The sequence below is a fragment of the Burkholderia sp. AU30280 genome (assembly GCF_020420125.1).
GTDB lineage: Bacteria > Pseudomonadota > Gammaproteobacteria > Burkholderiales > Burkholderiaceae > Burkholderia.
Genome location: NZ_JAIZRY010000006.1, coordinates 1 through 19,687, shown reverse-complemented (window position 1 = coordinate 19,687; position 19,687 = coordinate 1). Strand labels below are relative to the sequence as shown.

At 67.6% G+C, this 19,687-nt stretch carries 12 protein-coding genes and 2 pseudogenes; 9 read left to right on the top strand and 5 right to left on the bottom strand.

Going from position 1 to position 19,687, the window contains the following annotated elements; all coding sequences use genetic code 11:
• Positions 1-29: 29 nt before the first annotated feature.
• Positions 30-149, top strand: a pseudogene (locus LGN17_RS36715) (ABC transporter ATP-binding protein); the annotation flags it as partial.
• Between the two features lie 35 nt (positions 150-184).
• Here LGN17_RS36715 and LGN17_RS15155 read toward each other — a convergent pair.
• The 3 genes from LGN17_RS15155 to LGN17_RS15145 form a co-directional block, all read right to left on the bottom strand.
• Positions 185-763, bottom strand: a complete 579-nt coding sequence (locus LGN17_RS15155) for a hypothetical protein (RefSeq protein ID WP_226197518.1) — start codon at positions 761-763, stop codon at positions 185-187.
• Between the two features lie 40 nt (positions 764-803).
• Positions 804-1,226, bottom strand: a complete 423-nt coding sequence (locus tag LGN17_RS15150) for a hypothetical protein (protein ID WP_226197517.1) — start codon at positions 1,224-1,226, stop codon at positions 804-806.
• Positions 1,227-1,385: 159 nt separating this feature from the next.
• Positions 1,386-2,423, bottom strand: a complete 1,038-nt coding sequence (locus LGN17_RS15145; protein ID WP_226197516.1) for an MDR family NADP-dependent oxidoreductase — start codon at positions 2,421-2,423, stop codon at positions 1,386-1,388.
• A gap of 120 nt (positions 2,424-2,543) precedes the next feature.
• Between LGN17_RS15145 and LGN17_RS15140 the strand changes: the two genes are divergently transcribed.
• The 7 genes from LGN17_RS15140 to LGN17_RS15115 all read left to right on the top strand — a co-directional run bounded on the left by LGN17_RS15140 (position 2,544) and on the right by LGN17_RS15115 (position 16,193).
• Positions 2,544-4,376 (top strand): SgrR family transcriptional regulator, encoded by a 1,833-nt coding sequence (locus LGN17_RS15140; RefSeq protein WP_226197515.1) that lies wholly within the window; start codon positions 2,544-2,546, stop codon positions 4,374-4,376.
• 177 nt (positions 4,377-4,553) lie between these two features.
• Positions 4,554-5,660: an ATP-binding protein gene (locus tag LGN17_RS15135; RefSeq protein ID WP_226197514.1), complete on the top strand. Its 1,107-nt coding sequence runs from the start codon at positions 4,554-4,556 to the stop codon at positions 5,658-5,660.
• Positions 5,661-5,668: 8 nt separating this feature from the next.
• A complete protein-coding gene (locus LGN17_RS36515; protein ID WP_264165958.1) occupies positions 5,669-5,803 on the top strand; it encodes a hypothetical protein in 135 nt (44 codons plus the stop codon).
• Positions 5,804-5,813: 10 nt separating this feature from the next.
• Positions 5,814-8,300, top strand: a complete 2,487-nt coding sequence (locus LGN17_RS15130; RefSeq protein WP_226197513.1) for a DUF5682 family protein — start codon at positions 5,814-5,816, stop codon at positions 8,298-8,300.
• Positions 8,301-8,400: 100 nt separating this feature from the next.
• Positions 8,401-9,525: a vWA domain-containing protein gene (locus tag LGN17_RS15125; RefSeq protein WP_226197512.1), complete on the top strand. Its 1,125-nt coding sequence runs from the start codon at positions 8,401-8,403 to the stop codon at positions 9,523-9,525.
• Complete coding sequence (locus tag LGN17_RS15120) at positions 9,522-11,759, top strand: SWIM zinc finger family protein (protein WP_226197511.1); 2,238 nt, start codon at positions 9,522-9,524, stop codon at positions 11,757-11,759. Before LGN17_RS15125 ends, LGN17_RS15120 begins: the two co-directional genes overlap by 4 nt.
• A 168-nt stretch (positions 11,760-11,927) precedes the next feature.
• A complete protein-coding gene (locus LGN17_RS15115; RefSeq protein WP_226197510.1) occupies positions 11,928-16,193 on the top strand; it encodes a WGR and DUF4132 domain-containing protein in 4,266 nt (1,421 codons plus the stop codon).
• Between the two features lie 230 nt (positions 16,194-16,423).
• Here LGN17_RS15115 and LGN17_RS15110 read toward each other — a convergent pair whose 3' ends face one another.
• On the bottom strand, positions 16,424-18,361 hold the full coding sequence (locus LGN17_RS15110) for a protease pro-enzyme activation domain-containing protein (RefSeq protein ID WP_226197509.1): 1,938 nt from the start codon (positions 18,359-18,361) through the stop codon (positions 16,424-16,426).
• Positions 18,362-18,770: 409 nt separating this feature from the next.
• On the opposite strand from LGN17_RS15110, the gene LGN17_RS36510 reads away from it, so the two are divergent.
• Entirely contained in the window at positions 18,771-18,899 is a 129-nt protein-coding gene (locus LGN17_RS36510) for a hypothetical protein (RefSeq protein ID WP_264165957.1), read from the top strand.
• Positions 18,900-19,467: 568 nt separating this feature from the next.
• Here LGN17_RS36510 and LGN17_RS15105 read toward each other — a convergent pair.
• Positions 19,468-19,687: pseudogene (locus LGN17_RS15105) on the bottom strand (ISNCY family transposase); the annotation flags it as partial.

Sequence of the window (19,687 nt, the reverse complement as noted above, 5' to 3'; positions counted from 1 at the left end):
GGTAGCCCTGTTAGTCCTGTTTCGGGCCGTTCGTCGCGACGAAGGCGCGGCTCGAGGCGCTGATCCATCCGAAGGAGGCGGTGACAATGGACGACGGCGTGAGGCCGCACATGATACGCATGACGGATGTATCGGACAACGTCGAGTAAGCCGTGATGAAAACGGCTGGACGGTCGCTGCTTGTCTAGGCGCGGGCGATCGCCAGCGCAGCCGCGACATCGCCGCGGCGATACGCGGCTCGGACGGCTGCTGCCGTAGCCGCGGCGATTTCCGGCGGCGACGGTTTTCGCAGACGCACGGCGACGCGCGGCAGCGATGCGAGCTGGGTCCGGAGGTCGACGATCAGCCGGCAGCAGCGAAAACCGGCGGACGCGGCTTCCGGTCGGACGGCGGCGTCGGCAAGCTCGGCCGTCCACTCGACGCCGCGATGGCGCCTGGCTTCGTCGAGGCGCGGCAGATGGCGCGCGTCGCCCGATAACGCGATCAACAGCGCGGCCCATTGCGCGCCGCGCCATCCAACCGGCATGTCGCACGTGAGGTCGGCCAGCAGCGCATCGTCCAGCACGGACAGGCTTTGCTGGCACAGGTAGTGGAAGTCGAGCGGCTGATAGCGGACCTGCGGGTAGGCGCGCAGCACGTGCCCGAGTTCGGCGCCGGTCGCGACGGCGGCGGCCAGGAATCGTTCGGCCGGCGCGGGGCGGTTCAGCAGCAGCGTCGGCACGCTCCGGTAGAGCTGGCGGATGTCGTCGGGGTGATAGTGCATCGCGAATGTCGGGGTGATCGACCGGCGCGTGGTGCGCCGGTCAGGTTTTCTGCGGGTCGCCGGACAGCAGCGCCGTATAACGCCGCTGCATTTCTTCGGGGTCGACCGCTTCGATCGTATGCCCGATCAGCCAATCGTAACCGAACGGGTCGCGAATCTTGCCCGAGCGCTTGCCGTAGAACTGGTCCTGGATCGCGCGTGTCAGTTGCGCGTCGCCCGAGCCCGCCCCGAACTGCTCCAGCGCATGCCGGAACGACGCAATCACCTTTTCGTGCTGCCCCATGCCCAGGTAGTCATTGCTGCACCACACTTCGATCGTCTTTCCCTGGTAATTCGCCAACGGGAAATGACCGGCGCTGCGTGAGAAGGTCAGAAAATGGCGATAGGCATCCGTCGATTTGAGTTGATCCAGTACATCGCCGAACACTTCGGCGTAGTTGAGTTTCGCTTCAACCGTAGACATTATTCCCACCCTTGGTTGTATACAGTACGAAAGATGTGGCCGGCGCTTGGTCGCCGGAATGGAAAATCATTAATTGACCGAATCAAGATGCCTCGACTGGAGCTGGTAATCGTTCTTATTTGATTTGCTGATTATCCGCAGTCGACCCGGACACAAAAATCAGAACGCACCGGCATCGTCGGTATCGACACTGACGATGGCCTTGCCGAGATTGCCGCCGGAAAGCATCGCGAGAAATGCCTCGACGATATTGTCGAAGCCCTTCGTGATCGTCTCCGGGGCGACGATGTCGCCGCGCTGGAGGTGAGGAATGGCGAATGCTTCGAGTTCCTGCTGCAGATTGGTGTAGTCCTTCACGAGGAAACCCTGCAGCGTCAGGCTCTTGCCCACCACCTCGAACAGATTGCGTGGCGCGGCAGGCGGCTGCAGCGCGCTGTATTGCGCGACCGCGCCGATCAGCGCCGCGCGCCCGTGGTCTTTCAGGGCGGCAATAGCCGCTTCGAGCTGCTCGCCGCCCACGTTGTCCAGATAGACGTCGATCCCTTCGGGAATCCGTTCGCGCAATTGCGCGCCGACATGCCCTGGCCGATAGACGAACGCATCGGAATAACCGAGGCCGCTCGTCAATTGCCGCGCCTTGTGCTCGTTGCTGGTACTTCCGACAATCCGGCTCGCGCCGAGCAGGTGCGCGAACTGGCCGGCCGAGGTGCCGACGCCGCCAGCGGCTGCCGATACATAGAGGGATTCGCCGGGTTGCAGGCGGACGATGCGGGTCAGCGCGACCCACGCGGTCAATCCGGTACCGCCCAGAATGCTCAACCAGGCGGTGAGCGGCACCCCGTCAGCGGGCCGGATTACCCGCAGCGCTTGCGCCGGCACCTGGGCGTAGGTGCGCCACCCCTGACGATGGAATACCCAGTCGCCGGGGCGAATCGATGTGTCGGTGCTGTGCAGCACCTGGCCGATGGTCCGTCCTTCCAGCGGCGCATGCAGCGCCCAGTCGCCGTCCATGCATTCGCGCATATACGGGTCGACCGAGAAATGCACGTTTCTCACCAGGACTTCGCCGGGCGCCAATGGCGCCAGCGGCTGCCGGACGAAACGGAAATGCTCTCGGCGTGGTTCTCCATGCGGCCGTTCGACCTGGTGAACCAGCGTATTGTGGGACGGTTGATATCCGAAATTCATTTCGCTCATTAACTATCCAGAATGATTGATAACGTCCGGGGCGGCGCCGTGTTGAAGCAGCGATATTTATACGATGGCGATCGAATCGAAAGTGCGGGGAATTAAATTCGTCGTCAGTTAGGTCATTGTTTGCAAAAACACGAATTCACCAAAACGATGCATGCCCGCATTGAGTGGGTGAATTTGAATCGATTTGTTTTATTTGCGTGGACATTCTGCATAACGGCAAGCACAATAAAAACGGCAAATTCAGAAATTTTTGTTTCCTCTTTTATGCGACTGATCGACCAGTTTCATCGGCTTGGCGAGTTTCTCGACGAGCAGGGCAGCCAGCCCGGGTTGCCGGCACTGGCGCGGGCGTTGAACTGCACCGAGCGCAACGTGCGAGGCCTGCTGCGCAAGATGGAGGCGCAAGGGTGGTTGCGGTGGGAGGCGGCGCGTGGCCGTGGCCATTTCTCGAGGCTGACGATACTGGTTGCCCCGCAGCACGCGGTGCTCGATCGCCTTTCCTGCCTGCTGGCGGACGGTGAGCTGGAGCAGGCGTTTGCGAGCCTCGGGGACGAGCAGCGCCAGCAACTATTGAGGCGGCTTCCGGATTTTCTCGGAATCCATCCTGCCGGCTCGCACGGCCATCGCCTGCGCATTCCCCTCTATCGGGCGGTGGACGAGCTCGATCCCTATCGGGTGATCAGCCGGCTGGAGGCCCATCTGGTGCGGCAGATCTTTTCGCGACTGACCGAATTCGACAGGCACACGCAGCGCGTCGTGCCGGCGCTGGCGCATCACTGGGAGCAGGCAGAGGCTGGGCGCGTCTGGCACTTCTGGCTCAGGCCGAACGTCGGTTTCCACGATGGCAGGCTTCTGGAGCCGGAAGATGTGCGGTACACCTTGCTGCGCATGCGCGACGAGCCGAGCTATTTCCAGCGCCTGTACCGGCATCTGCTCGACGTGGAAATCGGTGAGGGCAGGCGGATCGTATGTCGCCTCGGCGACGTCGATCATCTCTGGCCGCAGCGCCTCGCGGCCGCCAACGCGTCGATCGTGCCACGTCACAGGAACGCCGATTTTGCGCGCATGCCGATCGGCACGGGGCCGTTCAAGCTGACGCGCCACAGCGACTACCGGATCACGTTGTCGGCATTCGGTGATCACTATCGCGAACGCGCGCTGCTTGACGAACTGGATCTCTGGTTCCTTCCATCGACCGAGCAGGCGGACGGATTCGATCTCCGATTCGGCTACTCCGCGTCTCACGCACCGGAGAACAAGGGCATCGTGCGCGTGCAGGCGGGCTGTACCTACGTGGTCTGCAATGCCACGCGCGAAGCGTTCCGTGAGCGTGCCGACCGGCTGGCGCTGGCTGATTGGCTCGCGCCCGCCAGCTTGTTCGGTCACGACGATCCCGCGAGGCGGCCCGCGGCCGGGTTGCTACCGGCCTGGCGGCATCGCGTCGCGACGCCAGCCGCCGAACCCTTCGTGCCGAAATACACCGAACTCACGCTGGTCACGGGGCAGACCCACGACGAACGCGTCCTGGCCCGTGCGATCGAGGCCAGACTGCGCGACGCGGGGATCAGGCTGCGTGTGTTGACGCTGCCCTATGCGGCGTTGATCCGGCGCGACTGGCTGGATTCGGCCGACCTGGTACTGGGCAGCGAGATCCTGCACGACGACGAGGATTTCGGATGCTTCGAATGGTTTGGGGCCGACAGTACGTTCCGGCAATGGATGCCGGAGGCTGCCGCGCTCGACCTGGACCGCCGGCTGCATGCGGTCCAGGCGCAAGCGGATCCGCGCGCGCGGATGGCGGAGTTCGAGGCTATCGGCAAGGAGCTGGTCGATGCGGCGTGGTTGATTCCGATCTCGCACGAGCACCAGCATGTCGAGCTGGCATCGCACGTTGCCGGCGCCGAGGCCGCGCCGCTGGGGTTCGTGTCGTTCGCCGAGCTGTGGGTGCGGTGATTCGTGCTCCGGGCGATGCGCAGGCTCTGCAAATACTGCAATGGCACCTGTTCCCGCGACCCGGCCGCGAGATGACAAAAGCCGATTCGCCGAATCGTGACCTCGCGCGCGGCGATATAATTCGCGCTCCGAGGGCATTCGAGCCCGACCGCGATCACAAGACAAGAAGAAGCAGACATGGCTCAGTCTCAACCGCATGCATTGCAGCGTCCGCCCGCTGAAGTCCTGTATGCCGATCAGCTCGCCGAGCTGAAGGCGCAGGATGGCGGCCAACCACGTCCGCCGGGCTGGCAACTGAGCCTGACGGCCGCCCGCGCATTCATTGCCGGCGATCGTGCGCTCGGCATTGCGCCGAAGATCGTCGCGCCGATCGCGAGCATCGAGCGCATGCTCGTCACGCTTGCCACCGGCCGCGGGCTGATGCTGGTCGGCGAGCCGGGTACCGCGAAATCGATGCTGTCCGAGCTGCTGGCGGCCGCGATCGGCGGCACGTCGACGCTGACGATCCAGGGCGGCGCATCGATCACCGAAGACCAGATCAAGTACGGCTGGAACTACGCGTTGCTGATCAACGAAGGGCCGAGCCCGCGCGCGCTCGTGCCCGCGCCGCTGTACCAGGGCATGCACGACGGCAAGATCGTTCGTTTCGAGGAAATCACGCGCGCGCCGCTGGAGGTGCAGGACTGCCTGCTCGGCATGCTGTCGGACCGCGTGATGGCGGTGCCCGAACTGCACGGCGAACACGGGATGCTGTATGCGCGCGAGGGCTTCAACATCATCGCGACCGCGAATACGCGCGACCGTGGCGTGAACGAGATGAGCGCTGCGCTCAAGCGGCGCTTCGATTTCGAAACCGTGTTCCCGATTCTCGATTTCGACAGCGAACTCGCACTCGTGCGCGAAGCCAGCGCGCGCCTGCTGGCCGGCAGCGGCATTCCGGCGGCGGTGCCGCAGCCGGTGCTGGAACTGCTGGTCACCACGTTCCGCGATCTGCGCGGCGGGGCCGGCGACGCGACGGGCAGCGACGGCGCGATGGACCGTCTGACGGCGGTGATGTCGACGGCCGAAGCGGTGAACGTCGCGCACGCGGTCGGGGTGCGCGCATGGTTTCTCGAGCAGCGCGAAGGGTCGCCGCAGGATCTGGTCGACTGCATCGCCGGCACGGTCGTCAAGGACAACGCCGACGATCGCGCGAAGCTGCGCCGCTACTTCGAACAGAAGGCCGCACGGCGCGAAGGTGCGCACTGGCGTGCGTACTACGCGGCACGCCACCGTCTGCCGTGACGCGCGACATGAACGAAACTGTTCACGGTGACCTGCCGGGGCCGGGACGTGTCGCGGCCGACGCGCCCGACGCGCACTTTGCGCGCGGCGACAAGGGCAGGTCGGGCGCCATCGGCGCCGCTGCATGCATCGACGTCGACTGACGGGCGCCGCATGCAGACCGCCACGTCCGGCACACCTCACATCGTCGGCATCCGGCATCACAGCCCCGCCTGCGCTCGGCTGGTGGCCGAGCGCATCCGTGCGCGGCGGCCGCGCTACGTGCTGATCGAAGGGCCGGCCGATTTCAACGGCCGGCTCGCCGAACTGTATCGTCCGCACCGCCTGCCGATCGCAATCTACAGCTATCTGTCCGGCGATGCCGCGCATTACGGCTCGTGGACCCCGTTCGCCGAGCATTCGCCGGAATGGCAGGCCTTGCAGGCGGGGCGCGAAGTCGGCGCGACGGTTCGCTTCATCGACCTGCCCGCGTGGCACGCGGCGTTCTCGCGGCTGGAGAACCGCTATGCCGATGTCGCGGACGCCGAACACGAGGCACGCGCCGACGCCTACGAGCGCGCGCTGGCGGACACGCTTGCCGTGCAGGGCCGCGATGCGTTGTGGGACCACCTGTTCGAGGACGTCGGCGATACGCCCGGCGCGCTGGACGAACTCGCGCAACGCCTGTCGACCTACTTCTCGCATCTGCGCGACGACGATCCGGGCTCGCTCGGCAACCAGGCGCGCGAACGGATGATGGCGCGCTGGATCGCGTGGGCGGTCGGCGAAGCCGGCGGGCAGGCGGACGACGTGCTGGTCGTCTGCGGCGGCTATCACGCGCCGGCGCTGGCGCGACTCTGGCGCATGCTGCCGGCTGCGTTGCCCGAGACACCCGAACCGGGCTCGATCGACGATGGTGCCGGCACCGTGCTCGACGAACCGTCGAACGACGCCTGCGTGCCCGATGCGGATTCGAAGGCTGTCGACGAGGCCGCGCACAGCGTCCGCTACGGGTCCTATCTCGTGCCTTACACGTTCAAGCGCCTCGACGCGTTCGCGGGCTACGCGTCGGGCATGCCTTCGCCGGCCTATTACCAGTGGGTCTGGGCGCACGGTGCCGAAGAGGCCGCGCGGCGGGTGCTCGAGAACGTGATGCAGCGGCTGCGCGCGCGCAAGCTGCCGGTATCGACGGCCGACCTGATCGCCGTGCACGTGCGGGCCGAAGGACTGGCACGCTTGCGCGGCCATGCGCGGCCGCTGCGTTGCGACTGGCTCGACGCGCTGGCCGGCGCGCTGGTGAAGGACGCGCTCGACGCGCCGCTGCCGTGGACTTGTCGCGGGCCGCTGCGGGCCGGCACCGACCCGGTGCTGGTCGAGGCGATGGATGCGCTGGCCGGCGACGTTGCGGGCGAACTCGCGCCCGGCACGCCGCAACCGCCGCTCGTCGCCGCGGTGCGCGACGAACTGGCCGCGCTCGGCATCGTGCTGCGCGGCACGCTGACGCTCGACCTGCTGACCGACGAAGGGCGTGCGCGCAGCCGCGTGCTGCACCGGCTGGCGCTGCTACGCGTGCCCGGCATCGTGCGCCGTCAGGGTGCGCAGCTCGCGATGTCGGGGGAACGCGACGAGATCTGGCAGCTCGGCGAGCCGCTCGAGCAGCAGGCGGCGCTGATCGAAGCCGGCGCGTGGGGCGCGACGCTGTCCGACGCGGCGCGCGCGCGGCTCGAGGATGAATTGGGTCAGGCCGGCGGTCGCATCGCGCCGCTCGCGGATGGCCTGAACCGCGCCGCGTGGGCCGGCCTGGCGGCGCTGAGCGACACATTGCTGGATACGCTGCGCGATGCGGTCGCGCGCGAGCAGCGCTTCGAGTCGCTCGCACCCGCGCTCGGCAACCTGCATACGCTGCTGCGTCACGGCGATCTGCTCGGCATGAACGATGCGCCGGTGTTGCGGATCGTCGTCGAGGCCGGTTTCGATCGCGCACTATGGTTGCTGGAGCCGGCCGCCGCGCTGGCGCCGGCGGATCTCGATGCGCATGTGCAGGGGCACGTCGCGCTGCGCCGGATCGTGGCCGACGTGTTGGCCGGCACGGAGGGTGATGCCCACACGCCGCTCACGATCGAACCGTTGCGCGCGCTGGCCGTCTGGCGGCGCAAGGCGGCCGATACGGCGGCAGCACCCGCGAGTCGCGGCGCGGCGCTCGGGGCACTGCTCGGCCTCGCCGCGCATGCCGGCACCGACGACGGTCGACCCGTCGCCGGCATCGACGACGCGATGGCGCTGTTGCAGGCGATGCCGGCGGCCGCGCTCGGCGATGCGCTCGGTGGCTTGCTTGCGCTGGCGCGCGAGACGCTGGCGAGCGCGCCAGCGTTCGTCGCGGGCATGGATGCGACCGTGCGCGCGCTCGACGACGCCGATTTCGTGCTCGCGCTGCCGGGGCTGCGCGGCGCGTTCGCGTGGTTGCCGCCGCAGGAGCGCGGGCGGCTCGCCGATCACGTGCTCGCGCTGCACCAGGCGACGCACCTGTCGCGACGCGTGCTGACGGAGCGGCACGCGAACGACGCATCGCCTGAGGAGGCCGCGCACGCCGCACGCATCGAGGCACAGGTGCTGGGCCGCCTGCGACGCTGGGGGCTCACGCCCGACCCGGAGGCGTCGTGACCCACCGATCGACGAGCCGCCACGCGCGCGGCTGCTTGTTCCTTCACCACGATGTCGCGCCGTCACGGCATGGCGCGACGCGGTTTTCGCGAGTCCTGCCATGCCGCTGAACATTCCCGGCCCGCTCGAACGCTGGCGTCTGCTGCTCGGCGAGCCTGCCGAAGCCGCGTGCGGCACGCCGGGCGCCGATGCGCAGGCCGCCGACGCTGCACTCGAATGGCTGTACGGTCGCGACGACGACCGCGCGAAGCGTGGCGAGCGCGGTGCCGGCCTCGGGCCATCCGCGCTGAGCACGCCCGACTGGATCAACACGATCCACACGCTGTTTCCGAAGGAGGTGATCGACCGGCTCGAACGCGATGCGGTCGAGCGTTTCGGCATCGACGAAGTCGTCACGAACCTCGACGTGCTGGAGCGGATCGAGCCGTCCGAATCGCTGCTGCGCGCCGTGCTGCACACGAAGCACCTGATGAATCCCGAGGTGCTGGCGGCTGCGCGGCGGCTGGTTGCCGAGGTGGTCCGGCGCATCATGGAGCGGCTGGCGACCGAGGTGCGGCAGGCTTTCAGCGGCACGCGCGACCGGCGCCGGCGCTCGCGGATGAAGATCGCGCGCAACTTCGACTACACGCGCACGCTGGCCGCGAACCTGCGCCACTGGCATCCCGAGCGGCGCAAGCTGTATCTCGACACGCCGGTTTTCAACAGTCGCACGCGTCGCCAGGTCGAGCCGTGGGACATCGTGCTGCTCGTCGACCAGAGCGGGTCGATGGTGAATTCGGTGATCCACAGCGCGGTGATGGCTGCGTGCCTGTGGCAATTGCCGGGCATGCGCACGCGTCTCGTGGCCTTCGATACGTCGGTGGTCGACCTGACCGCCGACGTATCCGACCCGGTCGAACTGCTGATGAAGGTCCAGCTCGGCGGCGGCACGGACATCGCGAAAGCCGTCGCGTATGCGCAATCCTGCGTCGCGAATCCTGCACGCACGGTCGTCGTGCTCGTCAGCGATTTCTACGAAGGCGGCAGCGGCTACGAACTCGTGCGCCGCGTGAAGGCGCTGGCCGAGAGCGGCGCGCGCGTGCTCGGGCTGGCCGCGCTCGATTCGGCGGCCGAGCCCGCGTACGACCGCGAGATGGCGGCGCGGCTCGTGAACGCCGGCGCGCAAGTCGGCGCGATGACGCCCGGGCAACTGGCCGTCTGGCTCGCCGAGAAGGTGCAGGGATGAGCGCCCCGATGCGTGACGATCTGCTCGAACTGACGCCGGAGGCGCTGACCGCGCTCGCCAACGCCGGGTTCGTCAAGCGGGCGCAGAAGGATGTCGCCGCCGGCGCGGTGCCGGCGCTGGCTGTCGACGGCGACGGTACGGTGCACGCGTCGTTCGACGACGGCGTGCGGACCCGCCTGCCGCCCGGCCGGACCTTGCGCGATGCGGCGTGCAGTTGCACGGCGAGCGGCATGTGCCGGCATCGCGTGATGCTGGTGCTGGCCTATCAGGCGAGCATGCAGGCAAACGAAGCGGCCGATTCCGCCGATGGGCGTGCAGGTGGTGACGGCAAGACGGGGCAGGCCGATCCGCGCGACGAAGCGGCGTGCAACCGGAATGACGTGGCGAGCGACGAAGCGCGCGACGGCCCGGACGATGCCCCGCAGGATTCCGACACGAACGGCGCGTCGCCCGCGGATCGCGCATGGAGCCCCGCCGATTTCGACGATGCCGCGCTGGCGGCGAGCTTCGCGCCGTCGGTGCTCGAACAGGCCGCGCGCATGGCGGCTGCACGGCCCGTCGTGGCCGTGCAGCTGTGGGCCGGTGCGCAATGGTCTCCGGTTGCACGACTGCCGATGTGCACGGTCCGGTTCTTCTCGCGACGCTCGCTCGCGCATGCGCGCTGCGATTGCCGGCAGGGAAGCGGCTGCGCGCACGTGGTGGTCGCCGTCTGGGCGTTTCGCCAGGCCGGTGCCCCGGCCGACGGTGTATCGGAAGCGATCGTCGAGGTGCGTCCGCCGGCCGGCGACGAAGGCGACAGCGACGAACACTGGTCGCCGTTGCGCGACGACGCGGCGCACGCGTTGATCGCCGATCTCGACAAGCTGGTGCACGCGCTATGGCTGGACGGTTCGAGTCAGCCGCCGATCGCGCTGGCCGCGCGGGTGGAGTCGTTGCGCGGGCGCCTTCGCGAGCGCGGCTGGCAATGGGTCGACGACGCGCTCGGCGAAGCCTGGCAACTGGTTCACGCGCAACATGCGCGCAGCAGCCGTTTCGAGCCGCTGCGGCTCGTGCGGGTCCTGGCTGAACTGTGGGCGCGCGTGCGTGCGGCGATGTCCGCCGCGACGCAGCGCGACGGTGCCGCGGTGCCGGCCCGTCAGATGCTCGGCATCGGCGTGAAGGGCGAGGTCGAACTCGATCATTTGCGGCTGGTGTCGCTCGGCGTCGAGCTGTGGAGCGACGAGGCGGAAGAGGGGGCGAGCGTGCTGTTCGCCGATCCCGACACGCAGACCGTGATGGTGCTGACGCGAAACTGGCCGCGTGCCGCCGACGTCGCGGCCGGCGGCCGGGCACCGGATCTGGCCGGCCGCCGTGTCGCGGGTTTTCCGTTGCGGCAGATCGCGGCCGGGCAGGTCGTCACGAAAACCGCGAAGCGTCGCGCGAATGGCGCGGTCGACATCGCGGCCGGCGTACGGCAGACGGGCGTGCTGCCGCTGTCACCGAAATCCTGGGACGATCTCGCCGCGCCGATCCGCCAGCCGGGCATCGCGGCGCTCGTCGCGCACCTGCGTGACGCGCTGCCCGATTTCGTGCGGCCGAGACAGGCGGCGAACGGCGCCGCGGCCGGCGCGGCCGGGTCACTGCACGTCGTCGCGTTCGAGCCGATGGTCGTGCGCTCGGTTCACTGGGATGCGGCCGCGCAGGTGCTGCACGCGCGGCTTGCGCAGCGCGAAGCCGGGACGGCCGACGCGAGCGTCGACGAGGTGCTGCACCTCGCGCTGCCGCATCGCGCCGTGGCGCCTGGCGCGGTCGATGCGCTGGAGCGCGCGCTGTCCGGCGAATGGGGTGCATTGCGCGCGCTGGCGGGCACCGTGCGCCTGCATGCGGGCACGGCCGTGATGCGGCCGCTGGCCGTGCTGACCGCACAGCGCGCCGTCGTGCTGCAGACCGAAGCAGCGGCGCCGCAGCCGCTGCCGCTGGCGGGCGGGCGCGAGCCGTTGCCCGCGCGGGTCGCGCTCGCGGAGGACACGCTGGCGCTGCTGGCCGAGTGGCTGCGCCAGGGCATGCGGCATCAGGGCGGCGGCGCGGTCGAGCGTGCGCGGGCGCAGGCCGCGCGGCTGGAGCGCGCCGGCCTCGCCAACGCCGGCCGGCTGCTGCGCGCGCTGGCCGACAGCCTGCGCGCGGCGCAATCGGCGTCGCTGCTGACGCAACTGGGTTCGCTGACGTTGCTGCTGCTGGGCATCGTCGAGCAATGACGGCATGACCGTCGACCGGGCGAGCAGGCAGCGCCCGACACCGCGCGTCGCCGTGCAGGCCGTACGGATCGCGGGATGAATGAACGAGAGGGCGTCGTGGCTGCCTGACGGCCGCGGCATGCAGGCGCGGCATCGTGCCGCGTCGTCGATCCGAGTGAGAGGGAACGGATGCGTCGTTTTGAACTGATCGAAGGCAATTCCAGCAAGTTCTGGGAAGTGGAGCAGGACGGCTCCGGGCTCAATATCCGCTGGGGCCGCATCGGCACCGCGGGCCAGAGCCAGACGAAGTCGTTCGCGGACGACGCGAAGGCGCGCGCCGCGCTCGACAAGCTCGTCAAGGAGAAGACCGGCAAGGGCTATGCGGAAGTCGCGGTGGCGGCCGGCGCGAGCATCGGCGCGACCGCCGCGAAGCCGCCGGCAGCCACGCCGTCGGCAGCCTCGTCCGCTGTGCCGGAAGCGTCCACAGAGGCAGAATCGGCGGCGAGTACGCAACCCGCAGCGGTGAAGACGGCGAAGCGTGCGCCGTCCGCGCCGTCGGCCCAGCCGGGCGCATCGACGCCGGCTTCTACGGCCACGTCCGCCGCCACCCCCGCGTCCGCGCCGCCCGTCGCGGCCGAAAGTTTCGATGCCCAGTGCGAGCGTGTCGTCGAAACCGTGCGCGCGCAGATCGCGAACGGTGACATGCAGCCCGGCGAGACGCTGACGGTCGCCGTGATCAAGCGCCGTTACAACGTCGGCGATCAGGGCGCCGCGATGGCGTTCGACGTCCTGAAGTCGCGCCGGCTGCTGTATGGCTGGGGAACGTCGGCCACCGTGCATGAGCATGCGCAGGCTGCTGCGGCGGCACTCGGCGAATGGGTAACAACCGAGACTGCCGCCGCACCGGCGCACGCAGCACCCGCGGTCGCCGACACCGCCGTGCCGCCGTGGCTCGCGCACGGCGAACCCGTGCGCCTGTCGCCGCAGATGCAGCGCGAAGCCTATGCGTCGCGCCGCTTTCCCGTCGAGGTGAGCGTGCCCGACGTGCGCGCCGCGTGGCTGAAGATCGAAGGCAAGGACGGATACTCGATCGACATCGGCGCGACCGATGCGGCGCTGCGCCCGGCCGTCCAGCGGATGCTCGACCGGCTGGCCGCACGCACGCCGATCGCCGGGCCGGTGGCGGATGCGCAAGCCGATGCCGCGCTGTTCGCGCTGGCGATGAGCGTCGGCGACTATCACGGCGAAACCACGATCGGCCGCCCGGTCGTCGACTACCTGGTCGCGCAATACGGTTTGACGGGCGCGATCGACGTGCTGTTCGATGCGTTGAAAATCCAGGTCCACGCGGACTACGACCGTCAGGCGCAGCGCCGCGTCCATCGTTTCACGACGAATGTCGAAGGCCCGGTGCGCGATAGTTGGCGCGGGCCGATCGTCGGCAGCGAGGCGGCGCTGCGCGAGCATCTCGCCGCAGCGAGCGAGGCGGACTGGCAGGCGTGCGTCGACAGGAGCGAAGCCGCGATCCCGACGCTGCACCCGACCCGCCAGCCGATTCCCGCACTGTTGTTGCCCGATGCGCCGCACTTGTCGAATGCACTGGTGCGCCGGCTGGGCGCCGAGCGCGACGTGCCCGAGACGCTGCACTGGATGCTGCTGACCGCGACCGATCCCGATGCGATCGCCGTCGCCGCGAAAATCCGCCCGGACAGCTATGGCCATTCGTTCTGGGGGATGTCGCGGATGGTCGCGACCGCACTGCGCGAGCGCGGCGCGGCGGCGTTCGACGTACTCGAACGCGGCGCCGCCGACGATGCGGCGGGCGACGCGCTCGCCGCGATCGGCACGCCCGACGCGGTGGCCGCGCTGGCCAAGGTCGCCAGCGGTTCGAAGGGCGCGCTCGCGCGCCTCTCGCTGTCGCTCGATCGCTGGCCGGTGGCGGGCATGGTCGCGCTGTCGCGGCTCGTGGCCGCGGGCGGCAAGGATGCCGGGCTGCTGACGCCGAGCCTGACGCGCCTGCTGCGCGCGCATGCGGCGCACGTCGACGGGCTGCGGCCGTGGCTCGACGCGCCGGCACAGGCGGTGATCGACAAGCTGCTCGCGCTGCTGGCCGGCCCGGCCGACGTCGCATCGGCAGACGAACTGCCGGGCGTGCTGGCGGCGCCGCCGTGGCTTGCCGCGCGGCAGAAAAAGGCCGCCGTGCTGACGCTGGAGCCGCTCGAACTGGCGGCGATCGAATGCTGGGACGAAGCGAAGCGCAACCAGGCGAAAACGCCGAACCAGTGGGAGGCGAAGCGATTCGCCGAAGCGGCAAGGAACACGTTGACGCTGGTCGCCGGCCTCGGCTTCGACGCGAGCAAGAAGTACTATGGGCCGCTCGGCGAGGCTGCGGCGAAGGCGATCCGGCAAGGCGACGCGCCGGCGTTCGTCGCTGCGTGGCGCGCGATGATCGACGAGCGCAAGCGCGAGCGGTACTTCTGGTACTCGCTGCGCGCCGAGTACCTGACGCTGCTGCCGGCGGCGGTGGCGGTCGACATCTGGAACGCGATTGCGGGCGATTACAGCACGGCCGGCGTCAATATGCTGATGGCGACCTTCGGCTTGCCCGCGTTGCCCGGCCTCATCGCGACCGTGCGCAGCAAGCCGACGGAGAATTTCAGTTACGCGCTGAACTACGGCGCCGTCGAATGCGCGCCGATCGCGGCCCGCGCGTTCGCGAAGCTGAAGACGTTGCGCGACGACGGCCGTGCGTGGCTGCTGAAGTTTCCCGAACATGCGGCCAGCGGCCTGATCGCGCCGTCGCTCGGCAAGCCGGGCGAAGCGCGCGACTGCGCCGGCACTGCGCTGCGATTGCTGCAGGCGAACGGCCACGAGGCATTGCTGATGGAGGTCGCTGCGCGCTATGCCGACCCCGCGGTGCCGCAGGCGGTGCGCGCGGTGCTCGACGAGAGCCCGCTCGACCGTTTCCCGACCAAGCGCAGCAAGCTGCCCGAATTCTGGCAGCCGCGCGGCTGGCGCCGGCCGGTGCTGAAGAACGGCAAGGCGCTGCCGGACGACGCGCTCGACGCTCTCGGCCAGATGCTGACGTTCCCGACCGGTGAAGGGATCTACGGCGGCATCGACGTCGTGAAGGATGCATGCACGGCGGAGTCGCTGGCCGACTTCTCGTGGGACTGCTTCAACGCATGGCTCGATGCCGGCGCGCCGGGCAAGGAGGGCTGGGCGCTGACCGCGCTGGGCCTGTTCGGCGACGACGACACCGCACGCAAGCTGACGCCGCTGATCCGCACGTGGCCGGGCGAATCGGCCCACGCGCGCGCGGCGACCGGCCTCGACGTGCTGGCCTCGATCGGCAGCGACGTCGCGCTGATGCTGCTCAACGGTATCGCGCAGAAGGTCAAGTTCCGTGCACTGCAGGACCGTGCGCGCGAGAAGATCGATGCGATCGCGGAAGCGCGCGGGCTGTCGTCGGAGGAACTGGAAGATCGTCTCGCGCCGGATCTCGGACTCGACGCGCAGGGCACGATGCTGCTCGACTTCGGTCCGCGCGCGTTCCGGGTCGGCTTCGACGAGACGCTGAAGCCGTATGTGCGCGAGACCGGCGCCGACGGCGTGGCCGGCGCGCGGCTGGCAGACCTGCCGAAGCCGAAGAAGACCGACGATCCGGTGAAGAGCAAGGAAGCGGTCGAGCGCTTCAAGCTGCTGAAGAAGGATGCGCGCACCATCGCGAGCCAGCAGCTCGCGCGGCTCGAGGTGGCGATGTGCGGCCGCCGCCGCTGGACGCCCGAGGTGTTTCGCGCGTTTCTCGCCGAGCATCCGCTGGTGCGCCACCTGGTTCAGCGTCTCGTCTGGGGGGTGTACGAAGTGGACGATGGCGGCAACTTCGGCGGCACGCTGAAGGCCTGCTTCCGCGTGGCGGAAGACGGCACCGCGGCCACGGCTGACGACGATGCGTTCACGTTGCCGGAAGGCGCGACGATCCGCATCGGCGTGCCGCATGCGCTGGAAATCGCGCCGGCCGACGCCGCCGCGTTCGGGCAGGTGTTCGCCGACTACGAGTTGCTGCAGCCGTTCGCCCAGCTTGGCCGCGACGTGTACCGGCTGACCGACGATGAGCGCAACGGGCGGCAGCTCGAACGCTGGAAGGGCGTCAAGGTGCCGACCGGCCGCGTGCTCGGGCTCGTCAACAAGGGCTGGCGCCGCGGCCAGGTGCAGGATGCCGGCTGCATCTGGTATTTCACGAAGCCGCTCGGCGCGGGCAAGGTGATCGAGCTGTCGCTTGACCCGGGGATCATCGTCGGGGCGGTCGACATGTATCCGGATCAGGAACTCGGTGCGTTGCAGGCCGGCTCGCCGTCGAACTGGGGCAGCATTCGCGACGCTGATGCGTTGTCGACGCTCGACGAAATCTCGGCTAGCGAGTTGATTCGCGATCTGGAAGGGATGCGCGAGTAACGCGCGCTCGCCACCGAAGCGGGCGAGCGCTGAGCCGTCCGCTTCGACTACGCCGACATCGCACGTTCTTCCTTGCTACAACACTCGCCGGCTGCGGTCGTATTTCGCGGCAAAAAATCGAGGTGCGGGACGAATGTGAGGCTGGCCCCGGCAAGCAGTGCCATCCTGTGAGCCCGACTTTGCAATGAGAGGCGCGGCGAGCTTGCCGCGCCCCATCGGGTCGTGCCGCGTTACTTGACGGAGCTCGCGCTGACCTTCGCGAAATCCAGGCTGCCGAAGCCGGTGTCGTCGTCCCAGCCGGCCTTCGCGGTGTAGCCGTGGCTACTGTAGCCGTTGTTGCCCGACGACACGTCGTGGAGCAGCGACGTATTGGTCGGCAGGCCTTGGTAGAACGCCGAAGTCGGCAGGCCGAGGCTGTTGTTGTTGGCCGATTCGACGCGTGCCCAGCCGCCGACGAAAATCGGCGACGCGAGGCTCGTACCGCCGACGAGCTGGTTCGTCTGCCCGTTGATGACGATGTACGCGCCCGTCGCCTGCGCGGCGTCGAACGCCACGTCGGGCAGCACGCGCTTCGTCACCGTGCTGCCGAGCGCGGCGGTCTGCCAGCTCGGCGCGGTCTCGAACGCGCTCACGCCGCCACCCGTTGCCCAGATCCGCACGGCGTTGTCGACCGGGTTGCCGTTGCTGTCGAGGTCCGCATAGGCGACGCCTTCATTCCACGCGGTTTCGCCGGCCCACGTCGTGGTGCCGGTGGTCGAGAGCGTCGTGCCGCCGACGGCGACGACGTACGGCGAGCTCGCGGGCGACGACACGCTGTACTTGGACAGGTTGATCGTCGTCTTGACCGACGTGCCGTTGTACGTGCCGATATAGCCGGGCTCGCCTTGCGGTGACGTAGACCACTGATAGACGCCTGCATCGCCGGCCGAGACCGAGAAGACTTGCCCTTGTGCGACAGCCTGCTTGAATACCGCGTCGTCGGCCGCGAGCGAGCCGTCCGAGTTGGCGGCCGTTTCGTCGAGGCCGAGCGACACGTTGATGACGGTCGCCTTGTTGTCGGTCACCGCCTTGTTGTAGGCGGCGGTCAGCGTCGCGTCGGTGAGGCCGCTGTCGTTGCTGTCGCCGTTGATGGCCGAGTAGAAGATCAGCTGTTTGACGCCGCCCGACGTGCCGATGATGTCCTGGCTGTCGAGATCCCACTCGCCCGGATCGCCGTCGTCGGCCAGTGTGCCGGAGCCGCCCGCGACCACTGCCGTGTTGACGGTTGCCAGGCCGGCGTTCTGCGTGAAGGTGTTCAGGTCGGCGATGGTCTGGGTCATGTCGCCCCAGGTGATGATGCCCACCGTGGTGTTGGTCGCGGCGGGCAGGCCGCTCGCGTCATAGATCTTTGCGAAATCGGTCGGCTGGTGGCCGACTTGCTGCGACGCCGCTGACGCATTCTTCGAAACCGCATTCGGTTCGATGACGGCGGCCGGCGCGAAGCGGTGCAGCAGGCGATGCGGCACGGCGGCGTTCTGCAGGCCGAGCACGGAATCGACGATCGAGCCGAGCGAGGCCGGGATCAGTGCCGCCGAATCGTTCGCGTAGACCGGCTTGCCGCGATAGTTGAAGCGCTTGATGCTCGCCTGGAAGCCGCGCTGCACGTTGGCGGCATTGCCGTCGGCGGCGATCAGTGTGTTGTTGTCAGAGACTGTGATGTTGCTGAAGCCGTTCGCCTTCAGGTGAGCGACCACGGTTGCGACCTGTGCGTCGGTCGGCGAGAAGCGCGCCTTGAACTGGGCGGGCGTGAGGTACTTGTGATAGCTCGCGCTACCCGGCTGGTTGACGTCGCGAAGGAACGTGTCGAGCTGGTCCGCGTTGCGATTCTTCAGAACCACGGTCACGTGCAGCGGCTGGCTCAATTCGAGCGGCGTCACGTTCGTATCGGTAAGCGCTGGCGTGCCGACGCTGTTCAGCGAGTAGCTGGGCGCCGCAGCGGACGCGGCCAGTGCCTGCGATGCGGCCGCGGCCGGTGCATTGGACAGGAGGAACGCGCTGGTGCGGGTCTGGACCCAGTTGGTTGCCGCCTGGGCGGACAGCGGGACCATCGTGGCTGCTACTCCAACTGCAATTGCCGTCAGCGCAAAGCGTTGCAGGAGTTTGCGATTGACGTATTGAGTTCTCTGCATTGTGAGCTCCGAGATTTCGACGAAGAACGGGTGCGGCGCGCGGCCCGGATCGCGGGTAGCGAAGGGCGGCCGATGCAACCTGACGCAAGCCAGAACGATCAGCAGAATTCAAGGCGACATTAGTATTCCTCCCCACCCACCATCAGAATTGGAGGCCGGTCGGGTATCGGGCTCGCGTATCGCGGGCACCGATTCTGCGCTCGGCCCTCTTGTTTGTCGGGCCCCGCCGCGATCCTGCGTGCGGTGGTCCGACAATTGCTTTGGGTACAGTCCGCGGTTTGCGGATAGAACAGCTTCGATTCGCTATCTATTGATTAGGAATGCCAGTTATTTGAGCCGAAAAGACCGTATTGCGATGCCATTCGACGCCCTGGGCTGCTACGGTTGTTCCAGGCGATTGCAATGCTGCATGGGACTGACGATGCAACTTCGTGTGGTGCGAACGGTGTGGTTCGGCAAGCTAGGCTCGGCGGATGAAACCTGCCGTGCCGTCAAGCAGATCGCGATGCTGACGACGTTTCCTTGCGACGCATCGTGACGAAACGGTCCAGCCTGAAGCGAAGCTGGATGGCGGTGAGTCGAGAAACTTTCCCTCGCGGAAGTAATTGCGGCTTTGTGAGCCGGATATCGCCATCACAATGGTGTAATTAAAATGGAAGTTATTTGTCGGGTTTTTGGTTTATTTGCGCAATTCAAACTCCTGTCGACATTTATTGCGGGAAAAGATAACAAGGAAGAAAACGGAGCGTCAAATATTTTTTGATGAAATCTAAAATGTTTAGATCGAGGTTTGGCAGGGTTGCCGAGAAAGGTTTCAAAGCTTGCAATGGTCGTAAGTAGAACGTAGGGGTGTCGAGCTGAATGCGCGGGGCGACGTGAACCGGTTCCTTGGGTGAACGTCGGGTGGGGAATCAAGAGACTCGCTTCGACGCTGTTCGTTCGAGCGTGAGTGCGCTGTAAGTACTTGGAAAGCGAGACAACGAGTGATCTATTGACATTGAAAGTGGCAATACACGTGGGGCGAGGTCGTGCAACACTGTCAGCGATCTCGATACCCGACGTGTTTCACGTCAGGTCAACACCATGTTCAGATTCTCGTCATCCGGCAGCGGCCGATGCGCATTGAAGTCGCTCTTCGGCGGCTTCGCGAAGCGCGCGTTGTAGGCGGCCATGAAGGAGGGCGCATAAGCGTTCGCGTCGGCCACCGTATTGATCCCGCGCAATCGCATCTCCTTGACCAATCGATCCTGCAACGTCAGGTGCGCTCGCTCCACGCGTCCCTTGGCCGAACTGCTGCTCGCACAGAATGTGTCGATGTTCAGCTCG

What these genes read in the sequence shown, in the direction of transcription:
- LGN17_RS15110 (WP_226197509.1), bottom strand. Translation starts at nt 18,361, where the DNA reads ATGCAGAGAACTCAATACGTCAATCGCAAACTCCTGCAACGCTTTGCG.
- LGN17_RS15135 (WP_226197514.1), top strand. Translation starts at nt 4,554, where the DNA reads ATGGCTCAGTCTCAACCGCATGCATTGCAGCGTCCGCCCGCTGAAGTC.
- LGN17_RS36515 (WP_264165958.1), top strand. Translation starts at nt 5,669, where the DNA reads ATGAACGAAACTGTTCACGGTGACCTGCCGGGGCCGGGACGTGTCGCG.
- LGN17_RS15115 (WP_226197510.1), top strand. Translation starts at nt 11,928, where the DNA reads ATGCGTCGTTTTGAACTGATCGAAGGCAATTCCAGCAAGTTCTGGGAA.
- LGN17_RS15125 (WP_226197512.1), top strand. Translation starts at nt 8,401, where the DNA reads ATGCCGCTGAACATTCCCGGCCCGCTCGAACGCTGGCGTCTGCTGCTC.
- LGN17_RS36510 (WP_264165957.1), top strand. Translation starts at nt 18,771, where the DNA reads ATGGGACTGACGATGCAACTTCGTGTGGTGCGAACGGTGTGGTTCGGC.
- LGN17_RS15150 (WP_226197517.1), bottom strand. Translation starts at nt 1,226, where the DNA reads ATGTCTACGGTTGAAGCGAAACTCAACTACGCCGAAGTGTTCGGCGAT.
- LGN17_RS15130 (WP_226197513.1), top strand. Translation starts at nt 5,814, where the DNA reads ATGCAGACCGCCACGTCCGGCACACCTCACATCGTCGGCATCCGGCAT.
- LGN17_RS15155 (WP_226197518.1), bottom strand. Translation starts at nt 763, where the DNA reads ATGCACTATCACCCCGACGACATCCGCCAGCTCTACCGGAGCGTGCCG.
- LGN17_RS15120 (WP_226197511.1), top strand. Translation starts at nt 9,522, where the DNA reads ATGAGCGCCCCGATGCGTGACGATCTGCTCGAACTGACGCCGGAGGCG.
- LGN17_RS15145 (WP_226197516.1), bottom strand. Translation starts at nt 2,423, where the DNA reads ATGAGCGAAATGAATTTCGGATATCAACCGTCCCACAATACGCTGGTT.